This is a genomic window from Streptomyces actinomycinicus, assembly GCF_016741775.1.
Classification (GTDB): domain Bacteria; phylum Actinomycetota; class Actinomycetes; order Streptomycetales; family Streptomycetaceae; genus Streptomyces; species Streptomyces actinomycinicus.
Map to the genome: position 1 here is coordinate 803296 of NZ_JAERRK010000001.1, position 22390 is coordinate 825685.

The following is a 22390-nucleotide window of genomic DNA, read 5'->3' on the forward strand; positions in this document are numbered from 1 at the left end:
CCCGCCCAGCTGGAATACCGGACCCGGCAGAGTTTGTTCCGTACGGGAACATAGCGCGACAGCTGTACGCACTCTCTGGAAGGTCCTTCATGCCCCTGGCTCTGCTCGCCCTCGCCGTGGGTGCTTTCGGCATCGGTACGACGGAGTTCGTCATGATGGGGCTGCTGCCCGGCGTCGCGGACGACCTGCACATCTCGATCCCCGCCGCCGGGCACCTGGTCTCGGCGTACGCGCTGGGCGTCGTCGTCGGTGCCCCGCTGCTGGCCGCCCTGACCGCCCGCAGGTCCCGGCGTACGGTCCTCATCGCCCTGATGGTCCTGTTCGTCGCCGGCAACGTCCTCTCCGCGCTCGCCCCCGGCAACGGCTCCCTGCTGGCCGCCCGCTTCCTCAGCGGCCTGCCGCACGGTGCCTTCTTCGGTGTGGGGGCCGTCGTCGCCACCACGATGGTCCCGCCGGAGCGCAAGGCCCGCTCGGTGTCCCTGATGTTCCTCGGCCTGACCGTCGCGAACATCGCGGGCGTCCCCGCCGCCACGCTCATGGGCCAGCACTTCGGCTGGCGGGCGACCTTCCTCGCGGTGAGCGCGATCGGCCTGGCCGCGATCGCCTCGCTGGCCCTCCTCGTCCCGCACGACGGCGAGCACGCTGCCGCGCAGGCCGGCCTGCGCGGCGAACTGGCCGCCCTGAGGTCCCTGCCGGTCTGGCTCGCCCTCGGCACCACGGTGGCCGGCTTCGGCGCGCTCTTCGCGGCGTACAGCTACGTGACACCCATGCTGACGGACGCGGCCGGCTTCGCCGAGGCGGACGTGACCCTGCTCCTGGCCCTCTTCGGCGTAGGCGCCACGGCCGGGAACCTGCTGGGCGGCCGCCTCGCGGACCACTCCCTGCGCGGCACCCTCTACGGAGGCCTGGCCGCCCTGGCGGTGGTGCTGACGCTCTTCCCCCTGCTGATGCGCGCGCAGGGGAGCGCGGCCCTCGCCGTCGCCCTGCTCGGCACGGCGGCCTTCGTGACCGGCTCCCCGCTCCAGCTGATGGTGATGGAGAGGGCCGCCGCCGCCCCGTCCCTCGCCTCCTCCGCCAACCAGGCGGCCTTCAACCTGGCCAACGCCGGCGGCGCCTGGACCGGCGGCCTGGCCCTCGCGGCGGGCCTCGGCACGACGTCCCCGGCACTCGCGGGCGCGGCACTGGCCGTACTCGGCCTGGGTGTGGCGAGCGTGGCGTACGCGGTGGACCGGCGCCGGGAGACTCCGCCCACGGGCCTCGTGGTCACCTCCCACGTGCCGGAGGACACGGGCGCGCTGCACCACTGAGACGCGGCGGCGGCGCCGGCCGAGGTACCGGGTCGGCGCCGGCTGGGACGCGGGGGCGGCGCCGGCTGGGACACCGGGTCGGCGCCGGCTGAGACACCAGGCCGGAGCCGGGCCGGAGCCGGCCGGGGCGCCGGGGGGGGGCCGGTGCGGCTAGTCACCGATGAACCAGAGGCAACTCCCCGGCGTCGCGACGCAGTCCTCCAGCAACTCGGCCAGATCGAGGAGGGCGGCCCGGTGGGACGGCTCGGTGCACTCCCGCACCAGGGCGGCCACCTCCGCCAGCGCGACCTGCGCGTCCTGCTCGGTGAACCGGGTGTCCCGGTAGGGGTCCACCTGACCGAGCCGCCCCCGCCGCACCCCGTCCAGGGCCCGGGCGAGCGCGTCCTGGTGCTCGTGGGTACCGCGGACCACGGTGTCCCCGCGAGCGGCCTTCCCCCGCCTGGCCCGCTTCACCCGCAACTCCAGCTCTATCCCCACGGCACCTCCGCCACGATCCGCACAGCCGGCTGACCCGCCAAGGTAACCGCCGGACTGCCGCCGGGTGCTGAAGGATGCCCGCGACGGTGGTTGCCGACCGGCGAGCGGGACCGCTTGGTGAGCCCGTCCACCAGGGCCAGTTCCCTTCCCGGCCCCCGGGCGGCCGTGGGGCAGTTCCCGGGGGTGAGACGAAGTCTGGCAAACGGCTGTACGTGCCCGCGAAGCCGAATTGCCTTCTCTTGATTTCCCTTATTATCCTGGAAATTGATCAAATATCCGATTGAATCACGTGCAAGGAGGTGGCGCGATGGACACCCCCGTAGACCAGACAGTCCACCCCGAGGACGAGATGGGGTACGAGCCACCGACCTTGGTGGAGGTGGGGGACTTCGCTCAGCTCACGATGGGGGGCTGCGATTACGGGAACGACAACCACTACCAGACGATGTGCCCCAGCCCGTGATCGGACGGACGTGGCTGCTGGTGGTGCCGGACACTGAAGGGGGCGCTTGCGCGGCTGCCCCGCTGGTTCACCGGGCGCGCCATGTTCTGCGGCACGCCTCAGGCCGGCCCTGGGTGCTCGGTTGTTGGCCGGATGCCGACGCGGTAGTCGCGACGGCCGGCGCGGCGCGGATCGCGGTGATCGGGAGGAGCGCGGTCACCGCCGCCGGCCTGGAGCCGTCGCTGGCCGCGATGCGCCGTGCATCTGATGCAGACACCGTGGCCGGCCGCTTGCCCGGAAGCTTTCACCTGGTCACGTCTTTCGCGGGGCAGGTGCGGGTCCAGGGGACCATCGCGCAGACCCGGCGCGTCTTCTACGCATGCGTCGGCAGCGCGACGCTCGCGGCGGACCAGGCCGACGTGCTGTCCCAACTCCTGGACAGTGACGTGGATGAGGCAGTGCTGGCCACGCGCTTGACAGTCCCTCCCGTGCCACCGCCCCTGGCCGGCTGTTCCCCCTGGAGGGGGGTGCATGCCGTGGCCGGCGACAGCTATCTGTGTCTGGATACCGATGGATCAATTCGAGTGACACGATGGTGGCGGCCCCCCGTACCGCACGCACCGCTGGACGAGGCGGCCCAGGGTGTACGGCAGGCGCTGCTGACCGCCGTCGCGGTGCGCTCTCGAGCCGGCAGCTCGTTCAGCGCGGATCTCTCGGGCGGTCTGGACTCCACCAGCCTGTGCTTTCTCGTCGCAGCGCAGGGCGTCCCACTGGTGACCTTCCGCCACGAAGCCGCCGACCCGGCTAACGATGACGCGAGGTGGGCGCAGCAGGCGGCAGCCGCGTTGCCGAACGCTTCCCACACCGTCGTCGGTCAGGGCCGGCTGCCGGAGAAATATGCTGGCCTTGACGCGTACGGCACCGATCCGGAGGAGCCGTTGGATTGGGTACGCTCGCGGGCTGCTCTGGCGGCGATCGGCCGTCGTGTGGCAAGCACCGGTGCTCGATTTCATCTGGCCGGTCACGGTGGAGACGAGATATTCACCCTCCCGCCCTCTTACCTGCACACCCTGATCCAGACGCACCCTTGGGAGGCGGTGCGGCGCCTCCGCGGCCACCAAGCGGTGCGACGCTGGCCGACCGGGGCGATGGTGCGCTCTCTCGCCGACCGGGACGACTACTCCCGTTGGCTGAGCCGGCAGGCCGACCGGTTGGCCGGGCCCGGCCTGAGCCGAACCACGCCGTACCTGTCCTGGGGAGCGCCCAGCCGGATGCCGCCCTGGGCCACCGCCAAGGCGGTCGAGCTGTCCCGCACACTGATGCGGCAGACCGCAGAAGCCGGCCCTCTGCCTCTTGCGCCGCTGCGCGCCCACCATCAGATCCTGCACCACGCCGCCGTCTGCGGCCGCCAAGTCCGGCTGGTCGGCCGGACGTTCGCCGCAGCCGGATCCGGTCTGGAAGTCCCGTACCTGGACGACCGGGTGATCGAAGCCGTGCTGTCGACCCTGCTCCACCACCACGCCGTCACCCGCCGGTACAAACCGCTTCTGGCCACGGCGATGGACGGCATCGTCCCCGCACCGCTTCTCCGCCGCGCCACCAAAGGCGAGTTCAGCGCCGACACCTACCCAGGACTGCGCCGGCACCGAGCCCGGCTGCTTCAGCTGACCGAGGACTCCCTGCTGGCCCGACGCGGCCTGATCGATCCCCAGGCCCTACGCACCGCCGTATCGGCCACCTACCCCGACCCCGATCCGCTCTGGCACCTGGACATGACCCTCGCCTGCGAGCTGTGGCTGCGTGTCCAGTCCGCGGCCCCCCATGACCACATCGCCCGATCGGCAGCCGCTCACCGCTCCCCTGGGGGATCGGCATGACCTTGACCCTGCGCCCCGACGTCACCGCCACCGCCACGGGCGACAGCCTGGTACTCCTGGACCAACGGTCCGGCCGCTATTGGCAGCTGAACGCCACGGGTGCCCTGGTGCTGTGCGCTCTGTTGAACGGCTCCACGCCCGAACAAGTAGGCCAGGACCTCTCCCACCACTATCCGGTTTCCGCCGAGCAGGCCACCGTAGACGTCACTGCATTGGTGCAGCAGCTGAGCACAGCTCACCTGGTGACCCCATGAGTCAGCAGATGACACTTGAGCACGCCCCGGCCGTCCCCCTCCGGGACCGTCTCGCCGCACGGACGGCCGTCGCCCTGGCCCGGCTGCTCGGTCACATGCCACCCCGCCGACTACGCTTCATGCTGTACCTGGCCCGATGCGGTGCTGCCCCCGCCACCGGCGCACAAGCTCTGGCCGCCCGCCACGCCGTCGTCGCCGTCAGCAACCGCTGTGCGGGACCATGGTGTCTCCAACGGTCCCTGTCCACCGCTCTGCTGTGTCGCCTTCGCGGGGTCTGGCCCACTTGGTGCACCGGCGTACGCACCGAACCCTTCCGCGCCCACGCCTGGGTCGAAGTCGACGGCCGTCCCATCGGTGAGCCCCATCCTCCCGGCTACTACACCCCGATCCTCACTGTCGCACCCAGGGAAGGGGCGGAGGGGTACGGGAAAGGGGCGTGAGGTGCCCGGCAGGCGCCTCACGCCCCTTCGGTGGAGCGGTCCGTACGGCTCAGCGGCGCCGGAACGACTGCACGTAGCCGTTCGCCGGCGAGCCGACACCCGTCACGTCGTCGTACCCCTTCACCGCGGACAGCGAGCTGTCCTTGCCGAGGCTGCGGACCGAGGTCAGCAGGCCGCCGGAGGCGTCGAGGCCGTTGGCGAAGTCCACGCGGGCGACCGCCAGGCCGGAGCCCGTCGGGTTGTCCGTGACGTCGTGGAAGACGCCCTTCTTGCCGTACTTGGCGTAGATCGCCGGGTTGGCGAAGCCGAGCGTCTTGCCGCCGCGCGCCTCCTGGGCCAGCGCCTGGACCGCCGCGATGACCGGAGCGGCGAGCGAGGTGCCGCCGATGCGGTACTCGCTGTACTTCTCCGAGCCGTCGGGGAAGGTCTGGGTCTGGCCGACCAGGAAGCCGGTGTTCGGGTCGGCGATGGCCGCGATGTCCGGGACGACGCGGTTGCCGGCGGCGTTGTTGGCCTTGGCGAGCGAGTCCGGGACGACGCCCTTCTGGTAGTACGGCGCGGCGACCGTCCTGCTGGTGCCGCCGCCCGCTCCCGAGGTGAACGCGCCGGGGAAGCCCTCCCAGCTCTTGCCGTCGGCCGACAGCGAGGCCTTCTCGGTGCCCCAGCCGGTCTCCCACAGGTACTTCTCGCCCTTGCCGACGGCCAGCGAGGTGCCGCCGACCGCGGTCACCCACGCCGAGTTGGCCGGGGTGTCGACCTGCTTGACACCGGTGTTGGCGACCTGGTCGCCGTCGTCACCGGAGGAGAAGTAGAAGCCGATGCCCTGCACCGCGCCCAGCTGGAAGACCTGGTCGTAGGCGGCCTGGACGTCGGGCGTCTCGTTGCCCTCGACGTCGCCCCAGGAGTTGGAGACGATGTCGGCCAGGTGGTTGTCGACGATCTTGCTGAGCGAGTCCAGCAGGTCCTCGTCGTAGCAGGAGGCCGCGCCCACGTAGGTGACGTCGGCGGCCGGCGCGACCGCGTGCACGGCCTCGACGTCGAGGGTCTCCTCGCCGTACCAGCCGGCCGCGCCGCACTCCTCGGTCTTCGTGTAGTTCTTCGGCAGCACCTGGTGCAGCTGGCCGGTCTTCCAGGCCGCGTCGCCGTTCTTCAGCGCGTACTTGCCCGCGTCGTAGGCGATCGTCGGCGAGGCGTACGCGTCCGTGATGGCGATGCGGACCTTCTTGCCGGTGTAGGAGCCGGCGCCGTAGGCGGCGCGCAGCTGCTTGCCGGTGTAGCCCTTGACCGCGTACGGGATCTTCCGGCCGTACGCGTCCGGCAGCGCGGTCGCGACGTTCGAGCCGTAGTACGAGGAGAACGGCCCGGAGTTCTTGAACACGGCGTCCGGCGGCGGCAGCTGGTCGTCGTGGCTCGCCTTGTGCGGGGCGTTGTCCAGGCCGGTGACGGTCAGGACGGCGCCCTTCAGGCCGGCCGGGACGGAGGCCGTCCGCGCGGGGGCGCGGTACGTCCTGGAGCCCTTGGTGAAGTTGTGCAGCTGGGTGCCGAACGCCTTCTCGGCGGCGGCCACGTCACCGGAGACGGCGACGTAGTGCGGGGTGACCGCGGTGACGGTCAGGCCCGCCGACCTCAGCCAGGACTTGACCGCGGCCACCTGGGCCCTGGTGGCCCCGAAGCGGCTCTGCGCCTTCCCGGCGCTCAGGTACTTGCCGTAGAGCGGTGAGGCGGGGTCGGACACGGCCCTGGCGTAGGCGGCGAGTCCGGCCGCGTCCTTGCCGGCCAGGTAGACCCGGGCCTTGACCTGCGCGCTGTCCGAGGTGGCGCCCTTGTCCGCCTTGGCCGTGGCCCAGGCCGGCTTGGTGCCCTTCAGCGCGTCACGGGCGGGGCTGTCCGCAGCGTGTGCCGCGGGTATGCCCAGCGCCAGCGCGCCGGCGATCATGGGCAGTGTCGCTGCCATGCTCACACCGGCGCGCACCTTGGCGCGGTTGGATCTCATAGAACCCCCTGCGATGCGGTTCGCATGCATGTAGTGGCTGGAACACCGTGGTCCCGTGCGCCGGCCCGCGGCGGTGTCGGCCGGCGAATGGATCACACGGTGGGGGCCACTCTGGCGATGAACCGTTCATGCCAGGGGAACGTGAGGGTCAAGAGAAGCTCAAGGACCCTTCATCCGGGGGATTTTGCGTCTTTCGTCCGTGCAGCGGTGTCAGGAACGGGCTTGCGCGCCGCGCTCCTTGAGCATGCCGGCCATCAGCTGGATCTCCGACTGCTGCGCTTCGACCATGCCCTGCGCGAGTCTCTTCTCCACGTCCACGGAACACTTGGCGGCGCAGCCCTCGGCCATGTGGACACCGCCCTTGTGATGGTCCGTCATGAGCTGGAGGTAGAAGACCTCGGCCTGCTTGCCGTTCAGCGACCGGAGCTTCTCCAGGTCGGTGTTGGTCGCCATCCCCGGCATCAGCGCGCCGTCCTTGCCGGCGGGCATGTCGCCCATGCCCATCCAGGTCATGGGCGGCTCGGCCGACACCTTCGGCAGCCCCCACAGGTCCAGCCAGCCCAGCAGCATGCCGCGCTGGTTGGCCTGGGTCTGCGCGATGTCGTACGCGAGCCGCCGCACCTCCTCGTTCCTGGTGCGGTCCCGCACGATGTACGACATCTCGACGGCCTGCTGGTGATGGACGGCCATGTCCCGCGCGAACCCGGCGTCGGCCGACTCCGCGCCCGGCGTCTTCGGGCCGGAGCCGCCCGTGTCCTCGGCGACCGCGTACGTGATGGCGCCGGCCGCGACGAGCACCGCCGCCGCGGCCCCGGCGGCCCAGCCGACGTGCTGCCGCCTCACTTCATGACCCCGCCGGTGCAGGAGGCGCCCGGCTCGGGCGTCTGCCGGCCCTGGACGTAGGTGGCGAAGAACTTGTCCACCTCCGGGTCCTTCGCGCTCTTCACCGCCACCTGGTGACCCCAGGCCGACAGGATCAGCGGGGCCTCCTGGTTCTCGTACGGGCTCATCAGCGAGTACGGCGTCTTCTTCACCTTGGCCGCGAGCGCGTCGATGTCGGCCTTCGGCGCCTTGCCGGTGTACGTCACCCAGACCGCGCCGTGCTCCAGCGCGTGCACCGCGTTCTCGTCCTGCACCGGCTCGGTGTAGACGTCGCCGTTGCAGTTGAGCCAGACCGGGTTGTGGTTGCCGCCGACCGGCGGGTGCATCGGGTACGACACCTTGGTCGTCACGTGCGTCCGGGACAGCTTGCCCGACCAGGTCTTCACCCCGTCCTTGCCGGCGGTGAAGTGCCCGGAGTCCCCGGAGCCCTTCGCGTCGCCGCTCGGGGTCGAGACGTTCTTGCCGGAATCGCTCTGCGACCTCACGAGCACCACACCGCCGACGACGAGACCGGTGACGACCACCACACTGGCGGCGACGGTGAACACCCGGTTACGGCGCTCACGCGCACGCTCCGCGCGCCGCATCTCCTCTATGCGCGCCTTGCGCGCCGCGGTGCTGCTGTTCTTGCCGGAACCCATGAGGCGTGTCCTTCTGGGGGAAAGGTGCGTGGACGGTGGGCCCGCTGATCGTAGTGCGCCCGAGTGGCCCGACCGTAGGGAGGGCACGCCGGGTCCGGATAATTTGAACCGGGGATGCGCATTACCTACCCTCGCGGTATGCGGTTGCTGCGCTCCACCGACCTGGCCCTGCGGGTCCTCATGCGGCTCGCCGTCGCCGGCGGGACCAGCCCCACCACCCGTCAGGTCGCGGCGGACATGGACGTGCCGTACACGCATGCCGCGAAGGTGGTGGCGGAACTCCAGCACCTCGGGCTGCTCGACGCCCGCCGCGGCCGGGGCGGCGGCCTGGCCCTCACCGAGCGTGGCCGCACGGCGTCCGTCGGTGCGGTCGTCCGCACCTTCGAGGGGGACGGCGACGTGGTCGACTGCGAGGGAGCGACCCCCTGCCCGCTGAACTCCGGCTGCCGGCTGCGCGGCGCCCTGCGCCGGGCCCAGGAGGCGTTCTTCGCCGCGCTGGATCCGGTCACGGTGGCCGACATCGTCGCCGACCCGACCGGCCCGCTGCTGCTGGGCATCTCCCGGGGCCCGGCCGGAACCGGCTGAACCCGATGGCCGGAAACGGCCGTTGATCATCGGCAGGGCCTCGTGGAGGCTGGCCCCCGACTCGACACGACGACGGGGGTTCCCGCGGCACGTCGAAGGCGGCGCCCCGGGTGCGCGGGCGCGCCACCGGGATGCCTCGCCGGATCCGGCGGCGACCACGCCGAGGCCCTCGCCGGCTACGAGAAGGAGCTGCGCCCGTACGTGGCCGAGAACCAGGAGGCCGGCCGCGAGGGCGCGCTCCGCTTCGGAGCCTGAGCCCGGCTCCCCGGGCCCGCACCGGCTGGGTCCGCCTCCTAGGCCTGCGCCAGCCACAGGTCCGGTCCGAACACCTCGTAGCGGATGTCGGCCGGGGCCACGCCCCGCTCGACCAGCCGGGCGCGGACGGTGCGCATGAAGGGCAGCGGGCCGCACAGGTACGCGCGCGTGCCGGGCCGTACGGGGACGCCGGTCAGGTCGACCAGGCCGGTCCGCGTGCCCGGCTCGGCGTCGCGCTCGTAGAAGAAGTGCACGGACGCCTCCGGCAGCTTGGCGGCGTACACGGTGTGGTCGGCGCGCAGGGCGTGGTCGGCGGGGGAGCGGTCGCCGTGCACGACGGTGACCGGGGCGCGGTGGCCGTCGGCCGCCAGTCCGGCCAGCATCGCGATCATCGGGGTCACCCCGATGCCCGCCGAGGCGAGCAGCAGGGGCGTGTCGGGCCCGCAGTCCAGGACGAGGTCGCCGTAGGGCCCGGACAGCTGAAGGACGTCACCGGGCCGCACGCGCGCGTGGAGGTGGTTCGAGACCTCGCCGTCCGGCGCCGCACCGCCGTGCACCCGCTTGACGGTGATCCGGCGCACCGTCTCGCCCGGCGCCCCGGACAGGCTGTACTGCCGTATCTGCCGGGCACCGTCCGGCAGCCCCACGCGGACGGAGACGTACTGGCCCGCCCGGAAGTCCCGCACCGGGCCGCCGTCGGCCGCGCGCAGCGCGAAGGTGACCACGTCCGGGGTCTCCTCGACCCGCTCCACGACCTCGAACTCCCGGAAGCCCCGTGCGCCGCTCTCCTCGTACAGCCGCTTCTCGACGGCGACCAGCGCGTGGGCCATCAGCCAGTACACCTCGTCCCAGGCGGCGGCCACCTCGGGCGTGACGGCCTCGCCGAGGACCTCCGCGATGGCGGCGAAGAGGTGCTCGTGGACGATCTCGTACTGCCCGGGCGTCACCCCGAGGGAGGCGTGCTTGTGCGCGATACGGGCGAGCATCGCGTCCGGCCGCTGCTCCGGGTGGTCCAGCAGATGGCCGGCGAACGCGGCGATCGAGCCGGCGAGGGCCTGCTTCTGGGTGCCCGCGGCCTGGTTGCCGCGGTTGAAGAGGTCCCGGAGCAGTGCGGGGCGGGCGGCGAAGAGGCGGGCGTAGAAGCGCTCGGTGATCTCGCCGATGGCCGCGCCCACGGCGGGCAGGGTGGCGCGGACGGTGGCTGCGGACTGCTCGGTCAGCATCGGGACTCCTCGGAGGACTCGGCTGATCCGCACGCTATGAAAACTTGCATCTGAGATGCAACTTAAAGGGGTGTGGTCTCGGACACCGGCGGACCGGCCCGGCCATTACGGATACCGGTGCGAGCAGGCAAGATGGATCGAGAGCGCAGTACACCTGCCGTACGAGAGGCGTTCAGGGCGCGGACGCTCGGGCGATCAAGGTCCGCAACGCGCGTGAAATGGTGTTGTGGTGGGATGCTCAGGTGCCCGACCGCCTCCCGTGATACGGGGGACAGGCGGCCTGACCAGCAAGGATGGGGAAGCGGAAGATGGACAAGCAGCAGGAGTTCGTGCTCCGGACCTTGGAGGAGCGCGACATCCGGTTCGTACGGCTGTGGTTCACGGACGTGCTGGGCTTCCTCAAGTCCGTGGCCGTGGCCCCTGCCGAGCTGGAACAGGCCTTCGACGAGGGCATCGGCTTCGACGGCTCCGCCATCGAGGGCTTCGCCCGGGTCTACGAGTCCGACATGATCGCCAAGCCGGACCCCTCCACCTTCCAGGTCCTGCCCTGGCGCGCGGAGACACCCGGCACCGCCCGCATGTTCTGCGACATCCTCATGCCGGACGGCTCCCCGTCCTTCGCCGACCCCCGCTACGTCCTCAAGCGCATCCTCGCCCGCACCTCCGACCTCGGCTTCACCTTCTACACCCACCCCGAGATCGAGTTCTTCCTGCTGAAGGACCGCCCGCTGGACGGCACCCGCCCCATCCCGGCCGACAACTCGGGCTACTTCGACCACACCCCGACCAACGTCGGCATGGACTTCCGCCGCCAGGCGATCACCATGCTGGAGTCGATGGGCATCTCGGTCGAGTTCTCCCACCACGAGGGTGCGCCCGGCCAGCAGGAGATCGACCTGCGCTACGCCGACGCCCTCTCGACGGCCGACAACATCATGACCTTCCGCCTGGTCATGAAGCAGGTGGCGCTGGAGCAGGGCGTCCAGGCGACGTTCATGCCGAAGCCGTTCTCCGAGCACCCCGGCTCCGGCATGCACACCCACCTGTCCCTCTTCGAGGGCGACCGCAACGCGTTCTACGAGTCGGGCGCCGAGTACCAGCTCTCCAAGGTCGGCCGCTCCTTCATCGCGGGCCTGCTCAAGCACGCGGCGGAGATCTCCGCGGTCACCAACCAGTGGGTGAACTCCTACAAGCGCATCTGGGGCGGCTCCGAGCGTACGGCCGGCGCGGGCGGCGAGGCCCCGTCGTACATCTGCTGGGGCCACAACAACCGCAGCGCCCTCGTCCGGGTCCCCATGTACAAGCCCGGCAAGACCGGCTCGGCCCGCGTCGAGGTCCGCTCCATCGACTCCGGCGCGAACCCCTACCTGGCCTACGCCGTCCTGCTGGCCGCTGGCCTCAAGGGCATCGAGGAGGGCTACGAACTCCCGCCGGGCGCCGAGGACGACGTCTGGGCCCTCTCCAACGCCGAACGCCGCGCGATGGGCATCGACCCCCTCCCGCAGAACCTGGGCGAGGCCCTGACCCTCATGGAGAACAGCGACCTGGTCGCCGAGACCCTCGGCGAGCACGTCTTCGACTTCTTCCTGCGCAACAAGAAGTCGGAGTGGGAGGAGTACCGCTCCGAGGTGACGGCGTTCGAGCTGCGCAAGAACCTGCCGGTGCTGTAGGGGCAGGCCGGGCGGGTTTCCGCGGAAACGGTCCCCTGGGGCCGGCGGTCGTGGGCCGGCGGCCCCGGGGTGTGTACCGCTCGGGTGTGTCAGGCCTGTCGTTCGGTGATGTTGACCATCCAGGGGATGCCGAATTTGTCGGTGCACATGCCGAACACGTCGCCCCACATCTGCTTCTCCAGGGGGACGGTCACCGTGCCGCCGGCGGACAGCTTGTTCCAGTAGCCGCGCAGTTCGTCCGCCTCGTCGCCGCTCAGGCTCACCGTGATGTTGTTCCCCGCGGTGCGTTCCATGCCCGGCGGATTGTCGGAGGCCATCAGGGTGAATCCGCTGGTGGTCTCGAGCATGCCGTGCATGACCTTGTCGCCGTGTCCGGGCGGCGCCTCGGACATGGAGTCGCCGTAGGTGTGGGCGGCCAGGTTGCCGCCGAAGACCTCCTCGTAGAACTCCAGGGCCTGTTTCGCGTCACCGGAGAAGCTGATGTACGGGTTGAGACGAGAGGGCATGTTCAGACCTTTCGTGGCGAATCATCACTTCGGGCAGCTTATGTCCGTCTCCGTGCGGCGCGGATGATCCGAGGGCCGGTTTCACCGCCGGCCGGCCGGTGATCCGGTGCCCCCGCCGCGCCGGGGCGGCGGACCGCCTTCCCCGCGCCGCGGCGCGGGTCCTTCGTCTCGCCGTCGCCCCGCGCCTAGCATGCGCCCGTGGCACCCCTCCTGGCCGTATGCGCCGGCTACTTCATGGTCATCCTGGACGTCACGATCATCAACGTCGCCGTGCCCGTCGTGGGCCGGGAGCTGGACGCCTCGCTGACCGGGATCCAGTGGATCACGGACGGGTACACGCTCGTCTTCGCCGGGTTCCTGATGACCGGTGGGGCGCTGGGGGACCGGCTCGGCAACCGGCGGGTCTTCTGCTGCGGCGTCGGGGTGTTCACGGCGGCCTCGGCCGCCTGCGCCCTCGCGCCGAGCGCCGGCTTCCTCGTCGCGGCCCGCCTGGTCGAGGGGCTCGGCGCGGCGCTGATCGTCCCCGGCTCCCTCGCCCTGCTCCAGGAGGCGTACCCGCAGTCCGCGGCGCGCTCGCGGGCCTTCGGGCTGTGGGGGTCGATGGCGGGCATCGCCGCCTCCGCCGGCCCGCTGCTGGGCGGGCTGCTGGTGTCGACCGTGGGCTGGCGGTGGGTCTTCCTCATCAACCTGCCCGTCGGAGCGGTCTGCCTGGTGCTGACGCTGCGGTACGTCGCGTCCTCGCCGCTGCGTGCCGACCGGGCCCTGGACGGGCCGGCGCAGTGCGCCGTCGTCGCGTCCGTGGCCCTGCTGACCGCCGCGCTGAACGAGGCCGGCCGGCGCGGCTGGTCCGATCCCGCCGTGCTCGCGGGGCTGGGCCTGGCCGTCCTGGCCGTGGTGGCGTTCGCGGTGCGCGAGCGGCTCGCCCGTCGTCCCGCCCTGCCGCTGCGCCTGCTGCGCTCCCGCACGATGAGCGGCGGGGCCGCCATCGGCCTGCTGTTCAACTTCGGCTTCTACGGCATGGTGTTCACCGCCAGCCTCTACTTCCAGCACCAGCGCGGCTTCAGCGCCCTGCGGACCGGGCTGGCGCTGTTCCCGGCGGTCGCCATGACCATGTTCGCCTCGGTGCTGTCCGGCCGGCTGAGCCGCCGCACCGGTGACCGCCCGCTGGTGGTCACCGGCATGCTCCTGGGTGCCCTCGGCCTGGGCGGCTGGGCCGCGGCCGGATCCGACCCGGCGTACGCACTGCTCGTGCTCCCGATGATGGCCACCGGGTTCGGTACGTCCTTCGCCCTCACCGGCTCGACCGCCACCGTCATGGGCGCCGTTCCCCCGTCGTACGCGGGCACCGCCTCCGCGCTGTTCAACACCACCCGCCAGATCGGCAGCGCCACCGGCGTGGCCCTCGGCGGCAGCCTGCTGGCGACCAGCACCGACTACGGCACCGGACTGCGCGTCGGCATGGCCGCCGGCGCCCTCGCCTACCTGACCGCCGCCGCCCTCGCCTGGTGGTGCGTGCCGGGCGGGGCGGACCGCTCGGGCGGGCGGTGACCGCGGAGCGGGCTATCCCAGGTACGCCGGCGACACGGCGGCCCCGCTGATGCGCCGGGAGGCGCCCGAACCGTCCGCCGGGACCTCGTACAGGTCGGCGCCGTAGTCGCCCGGCAGCGCGTACACGACCGTGTGCGCGTCCCGCCACACCGCCTGGTCGTCCACGCTGCGCGACTCGGCGAGCGGAGTCTCACGCATCGTCCGCAGGTCCAGGACGTACAGACGCCAGGGGGCGTCCTCCGGCAGCCCCGCGACCCGCTTCTTGTACGCGACGCGCGTGCCGTCCGGCGACAGGGAGGGGCACTCCACATTCGCGTGCACGGTGGTGACCGTACGGCTGCGCAGGTCGCCGCGGACCAGGTAGGTCCGCCCCTTCGTGGCCAGGGTCGCGTAGAACGTGCGGTCGTCGGCCGCGAACGTCACGCCCCAGAAGTTGACGTCCGCCGCCCGGTACGGATGCCCGTCCTTGACGATGCGGAAGGCCTCCAGCGACGGGATCAGCTCACCGCTGCGGGTGTCCACGATCGCCGCGCGCGTGGAGAAGTCCGTCCCGGCGTACGAGTCGCCGCCCACGAACGCCGTCCAGGCCGCGTAGTGCCCGGTGGGGGAGACCCGGGCGCGGGACGGGATGCCCGGCACGTCGTAGCGGTCGACGGTCCGCAGCCGGGCGTCCAGGACCAGTGCCCGGTAGGTGTCCGAGACCGTCCCGTGCACGGCCTGCAGGCACACGCCGGTGCCCGAAGCGGCGTGGAAACGCAGGCACTTGAGACCGGCGGCGGTGCGCGGCCCGGCCGGGGCGCCGGCCGGGACGCTCGTCAGCTCGTCGCGGTGCGGCCCCCACGCCATGTTCCGGAACACCAGCCGCCCGGACCCGGTCAGCGTCACCGTCCCCGGCGTGACCCGCGGGCCGCCCGCCTGCGTCCGGTCGCGCCGGTCCGCCCGCGCGGAGGCGTGCAGCACCGAGGCCAGCGCGACCGCCGCCAGCACGGCGATGGCCGCGACCAGGATCAGCACCCGGTTGCGTACGGTCATGCGGTCACCGTCTCCTTCGTCCCGTCGTTCCCCCGCGGCCGCAGCGTCAGTGCGAACGCGGCACACCCGGCCAGCGCCACCACGGCCCCCGCCAGCGCCGCCCGGTCGCCCCACACCGTCCAGGCCGCGCCGAACAGCAGCGAACAGGCGAACCGGGTCAGCGCCTGCCCGGTCTGTACGACGGCCAGGCCCGACGAGCGCAGCGCCTCCGGCACGCTGTCCGAGGCGGCGGCCATCAGCACGCCGTCGGTGGCCGCGTAGAACGCACCGTGCAGGGTGAGCACCACGTACGGCAGTCCGGCGCCGTGCCACGAGGTGAGCAGCAGTGCGTACACGACGAGCAGGGCACCGTGACCGGCCAGGAAGACCGTCCAGCGGCCCACCCGGTCCGCGAGCCGGCCCAGCGGCACCGCCAGCAGCAGGAACGCGGCGGCCGTCCCCAGGGGCAGCAGCGCGAACCAGCGGTCGGGTACCCCGAGGCGGCGCTGGAGCAGCAGGTACACGAAGGAGTCGCTGACCGTGGCGAGGCCCAGCAGCAGCGCACAGACAGTGATCCGGCGCAGGTCACGACCGCGCAGCAGCCCCACCGCGCCCCGCAGCGTCGGGCGTTCGCCGGCGACCGCCGTACCCCGCCCGCCCGGCACGAAGAGCACGAGCACCAGGACGCCCAGCACGGCCACGCAGAAGCTGACGGTGAACACCGCGTCGTAGCCGTCCACGGTGGCCCGGAGCACGAGGAACGCCGCCACCGGCCCGAGCAGGGCACCGGCCGTGTCCATGGCCCGGTGCACCCCGAAGGCCCGCCCGCGTGTCTCCGGTGTGCTGGACAGCGAGATCAGCGCGTCGCGCGGGGCCGTCCGCAGTCCCTTCCCCGTCCGGTCGGCGGCGAGCACGACCCCGATGGGGGTCAGCGAATGCGCCATCAGCAGCAGCGGCTTGCACACGGCCGAGATGCCGTACCCCAGCCCGGCCACCCACTTGTGCCGCCCGCCGCCGCGGTCGGCGAGGTGCCCGCCCACGAGACGTACGAGCGCCGAGAACCCGTTGTAGATGCCGTCCAGCACGCCGAAGCCCAGCGGGGACAGGCCGAGTCCGGTCACCAGGTACAGCGGCAGCACCGCCGTCACCATCTCCGAGGACACGTCGGTGACCAGGCTCACCGTCCCCAGCGCGAGCACGGTCGGCGCGACCGCGGCACGGCGCCGCCCGGCGCGAGGCCGGACGGCACCATGAGCGGACGTACTCGAGCGGCTGTCCGCTACGTACACGTCAGGACGTCCAGATGCCGGTGATGTCCTTGGCGGATGCCGCGTTGCCCGCGTGCGTGGTCAGACCCTGGGTGTCCTCCAGGGTGCGCAGCAGGTCGTAGTGGTTGTACGTGGTCGCCGAGCCGGACCCGGCGGCCACGGGCTGCCCGTAGAACACCGTCGGGATCCGGTTCCCGCTCAGCCGGTTGTCCTCGTCGAACGTGACGACGAGCAGGCTGTTGTGGGTCTTGGCCCAGGTCGCGTACGCACCCAGGTTGTTCTTCAGCCAGGTGTCACCGGTGGACACCGAGCAGTCGTGCATGTCGCTGCACAGGTTCGGCACCACGAACGACATGTGCGGCAGCGTCGAGTAGTCCGCCGGGAACTGCGCGAAGGTCTTCGCGCTCGACGTGGGCACGTTGCTGAACCCGAACCAGGGGTTGTGCTTGCGGGCGTACTTGCCGCTGCTGCACGTGGTGGATCCCTGGCTCGGCAGGGTCTCGTTGTAGCTGGCCCAGCTGCGGCCGGCGGCGATCACCTCGGACGCGAGGTTGCGCGCCGAGGAGAAGCCGGGGGTGTAACAGCTGTCGTCGGTGATGCCCTGCGTCGAACCCGAGAACATCGCGAAGTAGTTCGGCTGGCTCGGGTGGGTCTCGGCGTACGACTGGGTCAGACTGGCGCCCCCGGTCCTCAGCGAGTTGATGTACGGCGCGCTGGAGGATCCGATGACCTGGCTGTAGGCATGGTTCTCGAAGACCACGACGACGACGTGGTCCGGGCTGGGCACGACGCCCGCGGCGTGCGCGGACCCCTCACCGACCCCGGTCCACACCCCGACCGCGGCCGCGGCGAGGGCCGCCGCGGCCGCCACGACGGTACGGGCACGGCGGTACACGGAACTGCCGGACACATCAACCTCCGGGTGGGAATGGACGGCTGGCGGTGCGGACAGAGCATGCGCACGCCAATATTCCCCCGGCCCACGAAGGCCAACCCCGAGGGTGAAGACCGGATGAACGACGGGTACCCCCGCCCGTATGTCGGACATCTTCATCGGCACCTGCGGCTGGACCGACCCGGCACTGCTCAGGAGCGGCTGGTACCCACCCGGCCACCGGACCCCGGAGAACCGCCTGCGCCACTACGCGACCCGCTTCCCCCTGGTGGAGGCCGACTCCCCGTACTACGCCCTCCCGACCGCCCGCACCACCACCCTGTGGGCGGACCGCACACCCCCCGGCTTCCGCTTCGACGTCAAGGCGTTCTCCCTCCTCACCGGCCATCCCACCCGCCCGTCCGCCCTCCCCGCGGACCTCCGCGGCCACCCCCGCGACGAGACCCTGCGCACCGAGGTCTGGACCCGCTACGCCGCGGCGCTCGCGCCCCTCCGGGAGGCGGGCCGCCTGGGGACCCTCCTCTTCCAGTACCCGCCCTCCCTCGTCCCCGGCCCGGAAGCCGAGTCGTTCATCCGCACGGCCCGGGAACGCGCCCACGACTGGCCGTTCGCCGTCGAATTCCGCAACCCCGCCTGGTGGGAGACCGACCGTACGGCTTCCTTCCTCAGGGACCTGGGGGCCACCGCCGTGGCCACGGACACCCGCGAGGGTCCGCGGCAGGCCCCGGTCACCACCCCCCACCTGGCCCTGGTCCGCTTCCACGGCCGCAGTCCGCACTGGCTGACGGGCACCAAGGAGGAGCGGTTCCGGCACACCTACACCGAGCGCGAACTCGCCGAGTGGCTGCCCCGCATCCGCTCCCTGTCCACCCGGACCAAGGAACTCCACCTCCTCTTCAACAACTGCTGCGCGGACGCGGCGGCCGAGGCGGCACGGACGATGCGGGACCTGCTGGCATAACCGCACGGCCACGCCCCCGCAACGACCAGGCCCCGGCCCGCCACCCCGCCCGCGCACGAACCCTCGCCCGCCCCACCCCGCACCCGCACGAACCCCGTCCGCATCCCACCCGCACCCGCACGAACCCCCGTCCGCATGCCACCTCGCATTCGCACGAACCCCCGCCCGCATACCACCCCGCACCCGCACGGACCACGGCCCGCACCCCACCACGCACCCGCAGACGAAGCCGTACCCGTCCCCTCCGGTTAGGCTCTGGCCAGGACGACAGCCGACCGAGGGGAGGCCACGGAGATGACGCCGGGGCGCAGGAGCAGTACCTTCACCCGCCTGCTGCGACACGGCTTCACCGACCCCTCCGCAGCCGAGCGCCTCCTCGACGCCCCCGAACTGGCCCCCGTCCGCGACGACCCGTTCCTCCTGGAGGCCCTGGGCGCCACGGCCGACCCGGACCTGGCCCTGCAGGGCCTGGTCCGCCTCCTGGAGGCCCAGCCCGACCCCACCGCCCACCGCGGACTGCTGGACACCCTCATCGCGGCCAAACCCCTGCGCGACCGCCTGCTGGGCATCCTCGGCGCCTCCTCCGCCCTCGCCGACCACCTCGCCCGCCACCCCGCCGACTGGCAGGCCCTGGTCACGTACGAGCCCCAGGACCTCCACCCGGGCGTCACGGAGTTCGAACGCGGCCTGGCCGAGGCCACCGACCCGGTCTCCCTCCGCGTGGCCTACCGCCGCTGCCTGCTCTCCATCGCCGCCCGGGACGTCTGCGGCACCACGGACGTCGCCGAGACCGCCGCGGAACTCGCCGACCTGGCCACCGCCACCCTCCGCGCGGCCCTGGCCCTCGCCGAACGCTCGGCACCGGAGGACGCGGCCGCCTGCCGCCTCGCGGTGATCGCGATGGGCAAGTGCGGCGGCCACGAGCTGAACTACGTCTCCGACGTGGACGTGATCTTCGTGGCGGAACCGGCCGAGGGCACCCCCGAGCCCCAGGCCCTCAAGTCCGCGACGAAACTCGCCTCCCACCTGATGCGGATCTGCTCCGAGACGACCGTCGAGGGCTCCATCTGGCCGGTCGACGCCAACCTCCGCCCCGAGGGCCGCAACGGCCCCCTCGTCCGCACCCTCAGCAGTCACCTCGCCTACTACCAACGCTGGGCGAAGACATGGGAGTTCCAGGCCCTCCTCAAGGCCCGCCCGGTGGCCGGCGACGCGGACCTCGGCCGGGCGTACGTCGACGCGCTCGAGCCCCTCGTCTGGAAGGCCGCGGAACGCGACAACTTCGTGGCGGACGTCCAGAAGATGCGCCGGCGCGTGGTCGAGAACATCCCCGCCGCCGAGATCGACCGTGAGCTGAAGCTCGGCCCCGGCGGCCTCAGGGACGTCGAATTCGCGGTGCAGCTCCTCCAGTTGGTGCACGGCCGCACCGACGCCGGCCTGCGCAGCGGCACCACCCTGGACGCCCTCCAGGCCCTGGCCGCCGGCGGCTACGTCGGCCGGGAGGACGCCGCCCGCCTGGACGAGGCGTACCGCTTCCTGCGCTCGCTGGAGCACCGCATCCAGCTCTACCGGCTGCGCCGCACCCACCTCGTCCCGGAGGCGGAGGCGGACCAGCGCCGTCTGGGCCGCTCCCTGGGCCTGCGCACCGACCCGGTGACCGGGCTGAACCGGGAGTGGAAGCGGCACTCCGGCGTCGTACGGCGGCTGCACGAGAAGCTGTTCTACCGCCCGCTGCTCGACGCGGTGGCCCAACTCGGCCCCGGTGAGACCCGGCTGAGCGCGGCGGCGGCCCGTGAACGCCTGGTGGCGCTCGGCTACGCCGACCCGGCCGCCGCCCTGCGCCACCTGGAGGCGCTGGCCTCCGGCGTGACCCGCAAGGCGGCGATCCAGCGCACCCTCCTGCCGGTACTCCTCGGCTGGTTCGCCGACTCGGCCGACCCGGACGCGGGCCTGCTGAACTTCCGCAAGGTCTCCGACGCGCTCGGCAAGACACCCTGGTACCTCAGGCTCCTGCGGGACGAGGGCGCGGCGGCCGAGAACCTGGCCCGCGTCCTGTCGGCGGGCCGTCTCGCCCCCGACCTGCTGATGCGCGCCCCCGAGGCGGTCGCGCTGCTCGGCGACGGCACCGGCGCGGGCCCGGTGGCCCTCGGCGGCGGCCTGGCCCCCCGCGACCGCGGCCAGCTGGAGCAGGAGATCCTCGCCGCGGTGCGCCGGGCCGGGAACGCCGAGCAGGGCGTCACGGCGGCCCGTGGCGTCCGCCGCCGCGAGCTGTTCCGTACCGCCGCCGCCGACATCGTCGGCTCCTACGGCACCGAGACCAGCCCCGCCGAGGCCGACCAGGGCGCCCTGGTGGACCGGGTCGGCGCCGCCGTCTCGGACCTCACCCGGGCCACCCTCGCCGGGACCCTGCGCGCGGTCGTCCGGGACGGCTGGGGCGACACCCTGCCCACCCGGTTCGCGATCATCGGGATGGGCCGCTTCGGCGGCCATGAGCTGGGTTACGGCTCCGACGCCGACGTGCTCTTCGTCCACGAGCCGCAGGACGGGGTGGACGAGCACGAGGCGGCCGCCGCCGCGAACAAGGTGGTCGCCGAGATGCGCCGCCTGCTGCAGCTGCCCAGCGCCGACCCGCCGCTGCTCATCGACGCCGGCCTGCGCCCGGAGGGCAAGTCGGGACCGCTGGTGCGCACCCTGAAGTCGTACGAGGCGTACTACCGGCGCTGGTCCCTGGTCTGGGAGTCGCAGGCGCTGCTGCGGGCCGAGCCGGTGGCCGGCGACGAGGACCTGGGCCGGCGGTTCATCGAGCTGATCGACCCCCTGCGCCACCCGGTGAACGGCCTCACCGAGGAGTCCGTGCGCGAGATCCGCCGGCTGAAGGCACGGATGGAGTCCGAGCGGCTGCCGCGGGGCGCCGACCCCAAACTGCACACGAAGCTCGGCCCCGGCGGCCTGTCCGACGTCGAGTGGACCGTCCAGCTGCTCCAGCTCCGGCACGGCCACCGCGTGCCCGGCCTGCGCACCACCCGCACCCGCGGGGCCCTGGCCGCCGCCCGCCAGGCGGGGCTGCTGTCCGCCGAGGAGCAGGAGACCCTGGACGAGGCGTGGGTGCTCGCCACCCGGGTGCGCAACGCGGTCATGCTGGTCCGCGGCCGGGCCGGGGACACCTTCCCGACCGAGCCGCGCGAGCTGGCCGCCGTCGGCCGGTACCTGGGCTACGGCGCCGGGCACGTCGGGGACATGCTGGACGCGTACCGGCGCACCACCCGCCGGGCGCGCACGGTCGTGGACGAGCTGTTCTACGCCGACTGACGTACCGGCTCGCCCGCGCGCGCCGGTACCCGCCGGGGCAGCAGGTAGGGCAGGTCGCCGTACCACAGCCGGGCCACCGCGAAGCCGAAGGCCATGCAGAGGACACCGCCCACCGCGTCCAGCCAGAAGTGGTTGGCCGTGGCGACGATCACCGCCAGGGTCGCCACCGGGTACAGCAGGCCCAGAACCCGCGCCCACGGCACCGACGCCAGCGCGAAGATCGTCAGCCCGCACCACAGCGACCAGCCGATGTGCATCGACGGCATCGCCGCGTACTGGTTCGACATGTGCTTGAGGTCACCGGAGGCCATCGACCCCCAGGTGTGGTGAACCATCACGGTGTCCACGAAGCGCCCGCCGTGCATGAGCCGGGGCGGTGCGAGCGGGAACAGGTAGTAACCGACGAGGGCCACGCCCGTGGTGGCGAACAGTGTCAGCCGGGTCGCCGCGTACCGGCCGGGATGCCACCGGTACAGCCACACCAGCACCCCGAGCGTGAGGACGAAGTGCAGTGTGGCGTAGTAGTAGTTCATGCCCACGATCAGCCAATTCACCGAATTCGCGGCATGGTTGACCGACTGCTCGACGGCGATGCCCAGCTCGTGCTCGACGCGCAGGATCCAGTCCGCGTTGCGCAGGGCCGCGCCCCGCTGTTCCGGGACGGCGTTGCGGATCAGTGAGTACGTCCAGTAACTCACCGCGATCAGAAGGATCTCGAACCACAGCCGGGGCCGTCGCGGACGCCGTAGCCGGCCCAGCGGACCCCGTCGGTACTCGCCCGTGACGGCTCCTGGAACGGCCACCTCCTCGCGACCTTCCTGCTGTGTCACGGTCGAGTCACTCATA

General features: G+C 72.2%; 21 protein-coding genes. 11 read left to right on the plus strand and 10 right to left on the minus strand.

Going from position 1 to position 22390, the window contains the following annotated elements:
- Positions 1 to 89: 89 nt before the first annotated feature.
- A complete protein-coding gene (locus JK359_RS03650) occupies positions 90 to 1307 on the plus strand; it encodes an MFS transporter (RefSeq protein ID WP_201831475.1) in 1218 nt (405 codons plus the stop codon).
- A 150-nt stretch (positions 1308 to 1457) separates the two neighbouring features.
- Here JK359_RS03650 and JK359_RS03655 read toward each other — a convergent pair whose 3' ends face one another.
- Positions 1458 to 1784, minus strand: coding sequence for a hypothetical protein (locus tag JK359_RS03655; protein ID WP_201831477.1), 327 nt, complete (start codon positions 1782 to 1784; stop codon positions 1458 to 1460).
- Between the two features lie 307 nt (positions 1785 to 2091).
- Here JK359_RS03655 and JK359_RS03660 point away from each other — a divergent pair, with 307 nt between their 5' ends.
- The 4 genes from JK359_RS03660 to JK359_RS03675 are packed head-to-tail and all read left to right on the plus strand — an operon-like array spanning position 2092 to position 4797.
- On the plus strand, positions 2092 to 2247 hold the full coding sequence (locus tag JK359_RS03660) for a lasso RiPP family leader peptide-containing protein (RefSeq protein ID WP_201831479.1): 156 nt from the start codon (positions 2092 to 2094) through the stop codon (positions 2245 to 2247).
- Entirely contained in the window at positions 2244 to 4103 is a 1860-nt protein-coding gene (locus tag JK359_RS03665) for an asparagine synthase-related protein (RefSeq protein WP_201831481.1), read from the plus strand. Before JK359_RS03660 ends, JK359_RS03665 begins: the two co-directional genes overlap by 4 nt.
- A complete protein-coding gene (locus JK359_RS03670) occupies positions 4100 to 4357 on the plus strand; it encodes a lasso peptide biosynthesis PqqD family chaperone (protein WP_201831482.1) in 258 nt (85 codons plus the stop codon). The genes JK359_RS03665 and JK359_RS03670 overlap by 4 nt, the downstream gene beginning before the upstream one ends.
- Before the next feature lie 8 nt (positions 4358 to 4365).
- Positions 4366 to 4797 (plus strand): lasso peptide biosynthesis B2 protein, encoded by a 432-nt coding sequence (locus JK359_RS03675; protein WP_236677142.1) that lies wholly within the window; start codon positions 4366 to 4368, stop codon positions 4795 to 4797.
- 49 nt (positions 4798 to 4846) lie between these two features.
- On the opposite strand, the gene JK359_RS03680 is transcribed toward JK359_RS03675, so the two are convergent.
- The 3 genes from JK359_RS03680 to JK359_RS03690 all read right to left on the minus strand — a co-directional run bounded on the left by JK359_RS03680 (position 4847) and on the right by JK359_RS03690 (position 8313).
- On the minus strand, positions 4847 to 6790 hold the full coding sequence (locus JK359_RS03680) for a S53 family peptidase (protein ID WP_201831485.1): 1944 nt from the start codon (positions 6788 to 6790) through the stop codon (positions 4847 to 4849).
- A gap of 210 nt (positions 6791 to 7000) precedes the next feature.
- A complete protein-coding gene (locus JK359_RS03685; protein ID WP_201831487.1) occupies positions 7001 to 7633 on the minus strand; it encodes a DUF305 domain-containing protein in 633 nt (210 codons plus the stop codon).
- The gene (locus tag JK359_RS03690) at positions 7630 to 8313 is read right to left on the minus strand and encodes a thioredoxin-like domain-containing protein (protein WP_201831488.1); all 684 of its coding nucleotides are present in this window, start codon (positions 8311 to 8313) and stop codon (positions 7630 to 7632) included. Before JK359_RS03690 ends, JK359_RS03685 begins: the two co-directional genes overlap by 4 nt.
- Positions 8314 to 8451: 138 nt before the next feature.
- Here JK359_RS03690 and JK359_RS03695 point away from each other — a divergent pair, with 138 nt between their 5' ends.
- Positions 8452 to 8898, plus strand: a complete 447-nt coding sequence (locus JK359_RS03695; protein WP_201831496.1) for an RrF2 family transcriptional regulator — start codon at positions 8452 to 8454, stop codon at positions 8896 to 8898.
- Between the two features lie 42 nt (positions 8899 to 8940).
- Entirely contained in the window at positions 8941 to 9153 is a 213-nt protein-coding gene (locus JK359_RS03700) for a hypothetical protein (RefSeq protein WP_201831498.1), read from the plus strand.
- Positions 9154 to 9191: 38 nt separating this feature from the next.
- Here the strand turns inward: JK359_RS03700 and JK359_RS03705 are convergent, their stop codons facing one another.
- A complete protein-coding gene (locus JK359_RS03705) occupies positions 9192 to 10376 on the minus strand; it encodes a globin domain-containing protein (protein ID WP_201831500.1) in 1185 nt (394 codons plus the stop codon).
- Positions 10377 to 10684: 308 nt separating this feature from the next.
- On the opposite strand from JK359_RS03705, the gene glnA2 reads away from it, so the two are divergent.
- Positions 10685 to 12046, plus strand: a complete 1362-nt coding sequence (gene glnA2 / locus JK359_RS03710; protein WP_201831502.1) for a gamma-glutamylpolyamine synthetase GlnA2 — start codon at positions 10685 to 10687, stop codon at positions 12044 to 12046.
- An 89-nt stretch (positions 12047 to 12135) separates the two neighbouring features.
- Here the strand turns inward: glnA2 and JK359_RS03715 are convergent, their stop codons facing one another.
- Positions 12136 to 12552 (minus strand): VOC family protein, encoded by a 417-nt coding sequence (locus tag JK359_RS03715; RefSeq protein ID WP_201831504.1) that lies wholly within the window; start codon positions 12550 to 12552, stop codon positions 12136 to 12138.
- A 198-nt stretch (positions 12553 to 12750) separates the two neighbouring features.
- Between JK359_RS03715 and JK359_RS03720 the strand changes: the two genes are divergently transcribed.
- The gene (locus tag JK359_RS03720; protein ID WP_201831506.1) at positions 12751 to 14100 is read left to right on the plus strand and encodes an MFS transporter; all 1350 of its coding nucleotides are present in this window, start codon (positions 12751 to 12753) and stop codon (positions 14098 to 14100) included.
- A 12-nt stretch (positions 14101 to 14112) separates the two neighbouring features.
- On the opposite strand, the gene JK359_RS03725 is transcribed toward JK359_RS03720, so the two are convergent.
- The 3 genes from JK359_RS03725 to JK359_RS03735 are packed head-to-tail and all read right to left on the minus strand — an operon-like array spanning position 14113 to position 17289.
- Positions 14113 to 15132, minus strand: coding sequence for a TolB-like translocation protein (locus JK359_RS03725; RefSeq protein WP_201831508.1), 1020 nt, complete (start codon positions 15130 to 15132; stop codon positions 14113 to 14115).
- Positions 15129 to 16400 carry an MFS transporter gene (locus JK359_RS03730; RefSeq protein WP_201831509.1) on the minus strand — a complete coding sequence of 424 codons (1272 nt, stop codon included), beginning with the start codon at positions 16398 to 16400 and terminating at the stop codon, positions 15129 to 15131. Before JK359_RS03730 ends, JK359_RS03725 begins: the two co-directional genes overlap by 4 nt.
- Position 16401: 1 nt before the next feature.
- Entirely contained in the window at positions 16402 to 17289 is an 888-nt protein-coding gene (locus JK359_RS03735; RefSeq protein WP_201831510.1) for an alkaline phosphatase family protein, read from the minus strand.
- 127 nt (positions 17290 to 17416) lie between these two features.
- Here JK359_RS03735 and JK359_RS03740 point away from each other — a divergent pair, with 127 nt between their 5' ends.
- A complete protein-coding gene (locus tag JK359_RS03740; RefSeq protein ID WP_201831512.1) occupies positions 17417 to 18235 on the plus strand; it encodes a DUF72 domain-containing protein in 819 nt (272 codons plus the stop codon).
- 294 nt (positions 18236 to 18529) lie between these two features.
- The gene (locus JK359_RS03745) at positions 18530 to 21544 is read left to right on the plus strand and encodes a bifunctional [glutamine synthetase] adenylyltransferase/[glutamine synthetase]-adenylyl-L-tyrosine phosphorylase (RefSeq protein ID WP_201831514.1); all 3015 of its coding nucleotides are present in this window, start codon (positions 18530 to 18532) and stop codon (positions 21542 to 21544) included.
- Here JK359_RS03745 and JK359_RS03750 read toward each other — a convergent pair.
- Entirely contained in the window at positions 21532 to 22389 is an 858-nt protein-coding gene (locus tag JK359_RS03750) for a phosphatase PAP2 family protein (protein WP_201831516.1), read from the minus strand. The two genes, JK359_RS03745 and JK359_RS03750, sit on opposite strands and share 13 nt — an antisense overlap.
- Between the last annotated feature and the right edge of the window lies 1 nt (position 22390).

Coding starts and splice junctions, on each gene's coding strand:
- JK359_RS03650 (WP_201831475.1), top strand. CDS start 90: ATGCCCCTGGCTCTGCTCGCCCTCGCCGTGGGTGCTTTCGGCATCGGT.
- JK359_RS03660 (WP_201831479.1), top strand. CDS start 2,092: ATGGACACCCCCGTAGACCAGACAGTCCACCCCGAGGACGAGATGGGG.
- JK359_RS03670 (WP_201831482.1), top strand. CDS start 4,100: ATGACCTTGACCCTGCGCCCCGACGTCACCGCCACCGCCACGGGCGAC.
- JK359_RS03675 (WP_236677142.1), top strand. CDS start 4,366: ATGACACTTGAGCACGCCCCGGCCGTCCCCCTCCGGGACCGTCTCGCC.
- JK359_RS03680 (WP_201831485.1), bottom strand. CDS start 6,790: ATGAGATCCAACCGCGCCAAGGTGCGCGCCGGTGTGAGCATGGCAGCG.
- JK359_RS03690 (WP_201831488.1), bottom strand. CDS start 8,313: ATGGGTTCCGGCAAGAACAGCAGCACCGCGGCGCGCAAGGCGCGCATA.
- JK359_RS03695 (WP_201831496.1), top strand. CDS start 8,452: ATGCGGTTGCTGCGCTCCACCGACCTGGCCCTGCGGGTCCTCATGCGG.
- JK359_RS03705 (WP_201831500.1), bottom strand. CDS start 10,376: ATGCTGACCGAGCAGTCCGCAGCCACCGTCCGCGCCACCCTGCCCGCC.
- glnA2 (WP_201831502.1), top strand. CDS start 10,685: ATGGACAAGCAGCAGGAGTTCGTGCTCCGGACCTTGGAGGAGCGCGAC.
- JK359_RS03715 (WP_201831504.1), bottom strand. CDS start 12,552: ATGCCCTCTCGTCTCAACCCGTACATCAGCTTCTCCGGTGACGCGAAA.
- JK359_RS03725 (WP_201831508.1), bottom strand. CDS start 15,132: ATGACCGTACGCAACCGGGTGCTGATCCTGGTCGCGGCCATCGCCGTG.
- JK359_RS03740 (WP_201831512.1), top strand. CDS start 17,417: ATGTCGGACATCTTCATCGGCACCTGCGGCTGGACCGACCCGGCACTG.
- JK359_RS03745 (WP_201831514.1), top strand. CDS start 18,530: ATGACGCCGGGGCGCAGGAGCAGTACCTTCACCCGCCTGCTGCGACAC.
- JK359_RS03750 (WP_201831516.1), bottom strand. CDS start 22,389: ATGAGTGACTCGACCGTGACACAGCAGGAAGGTCGCGAGGAGGTGGCC.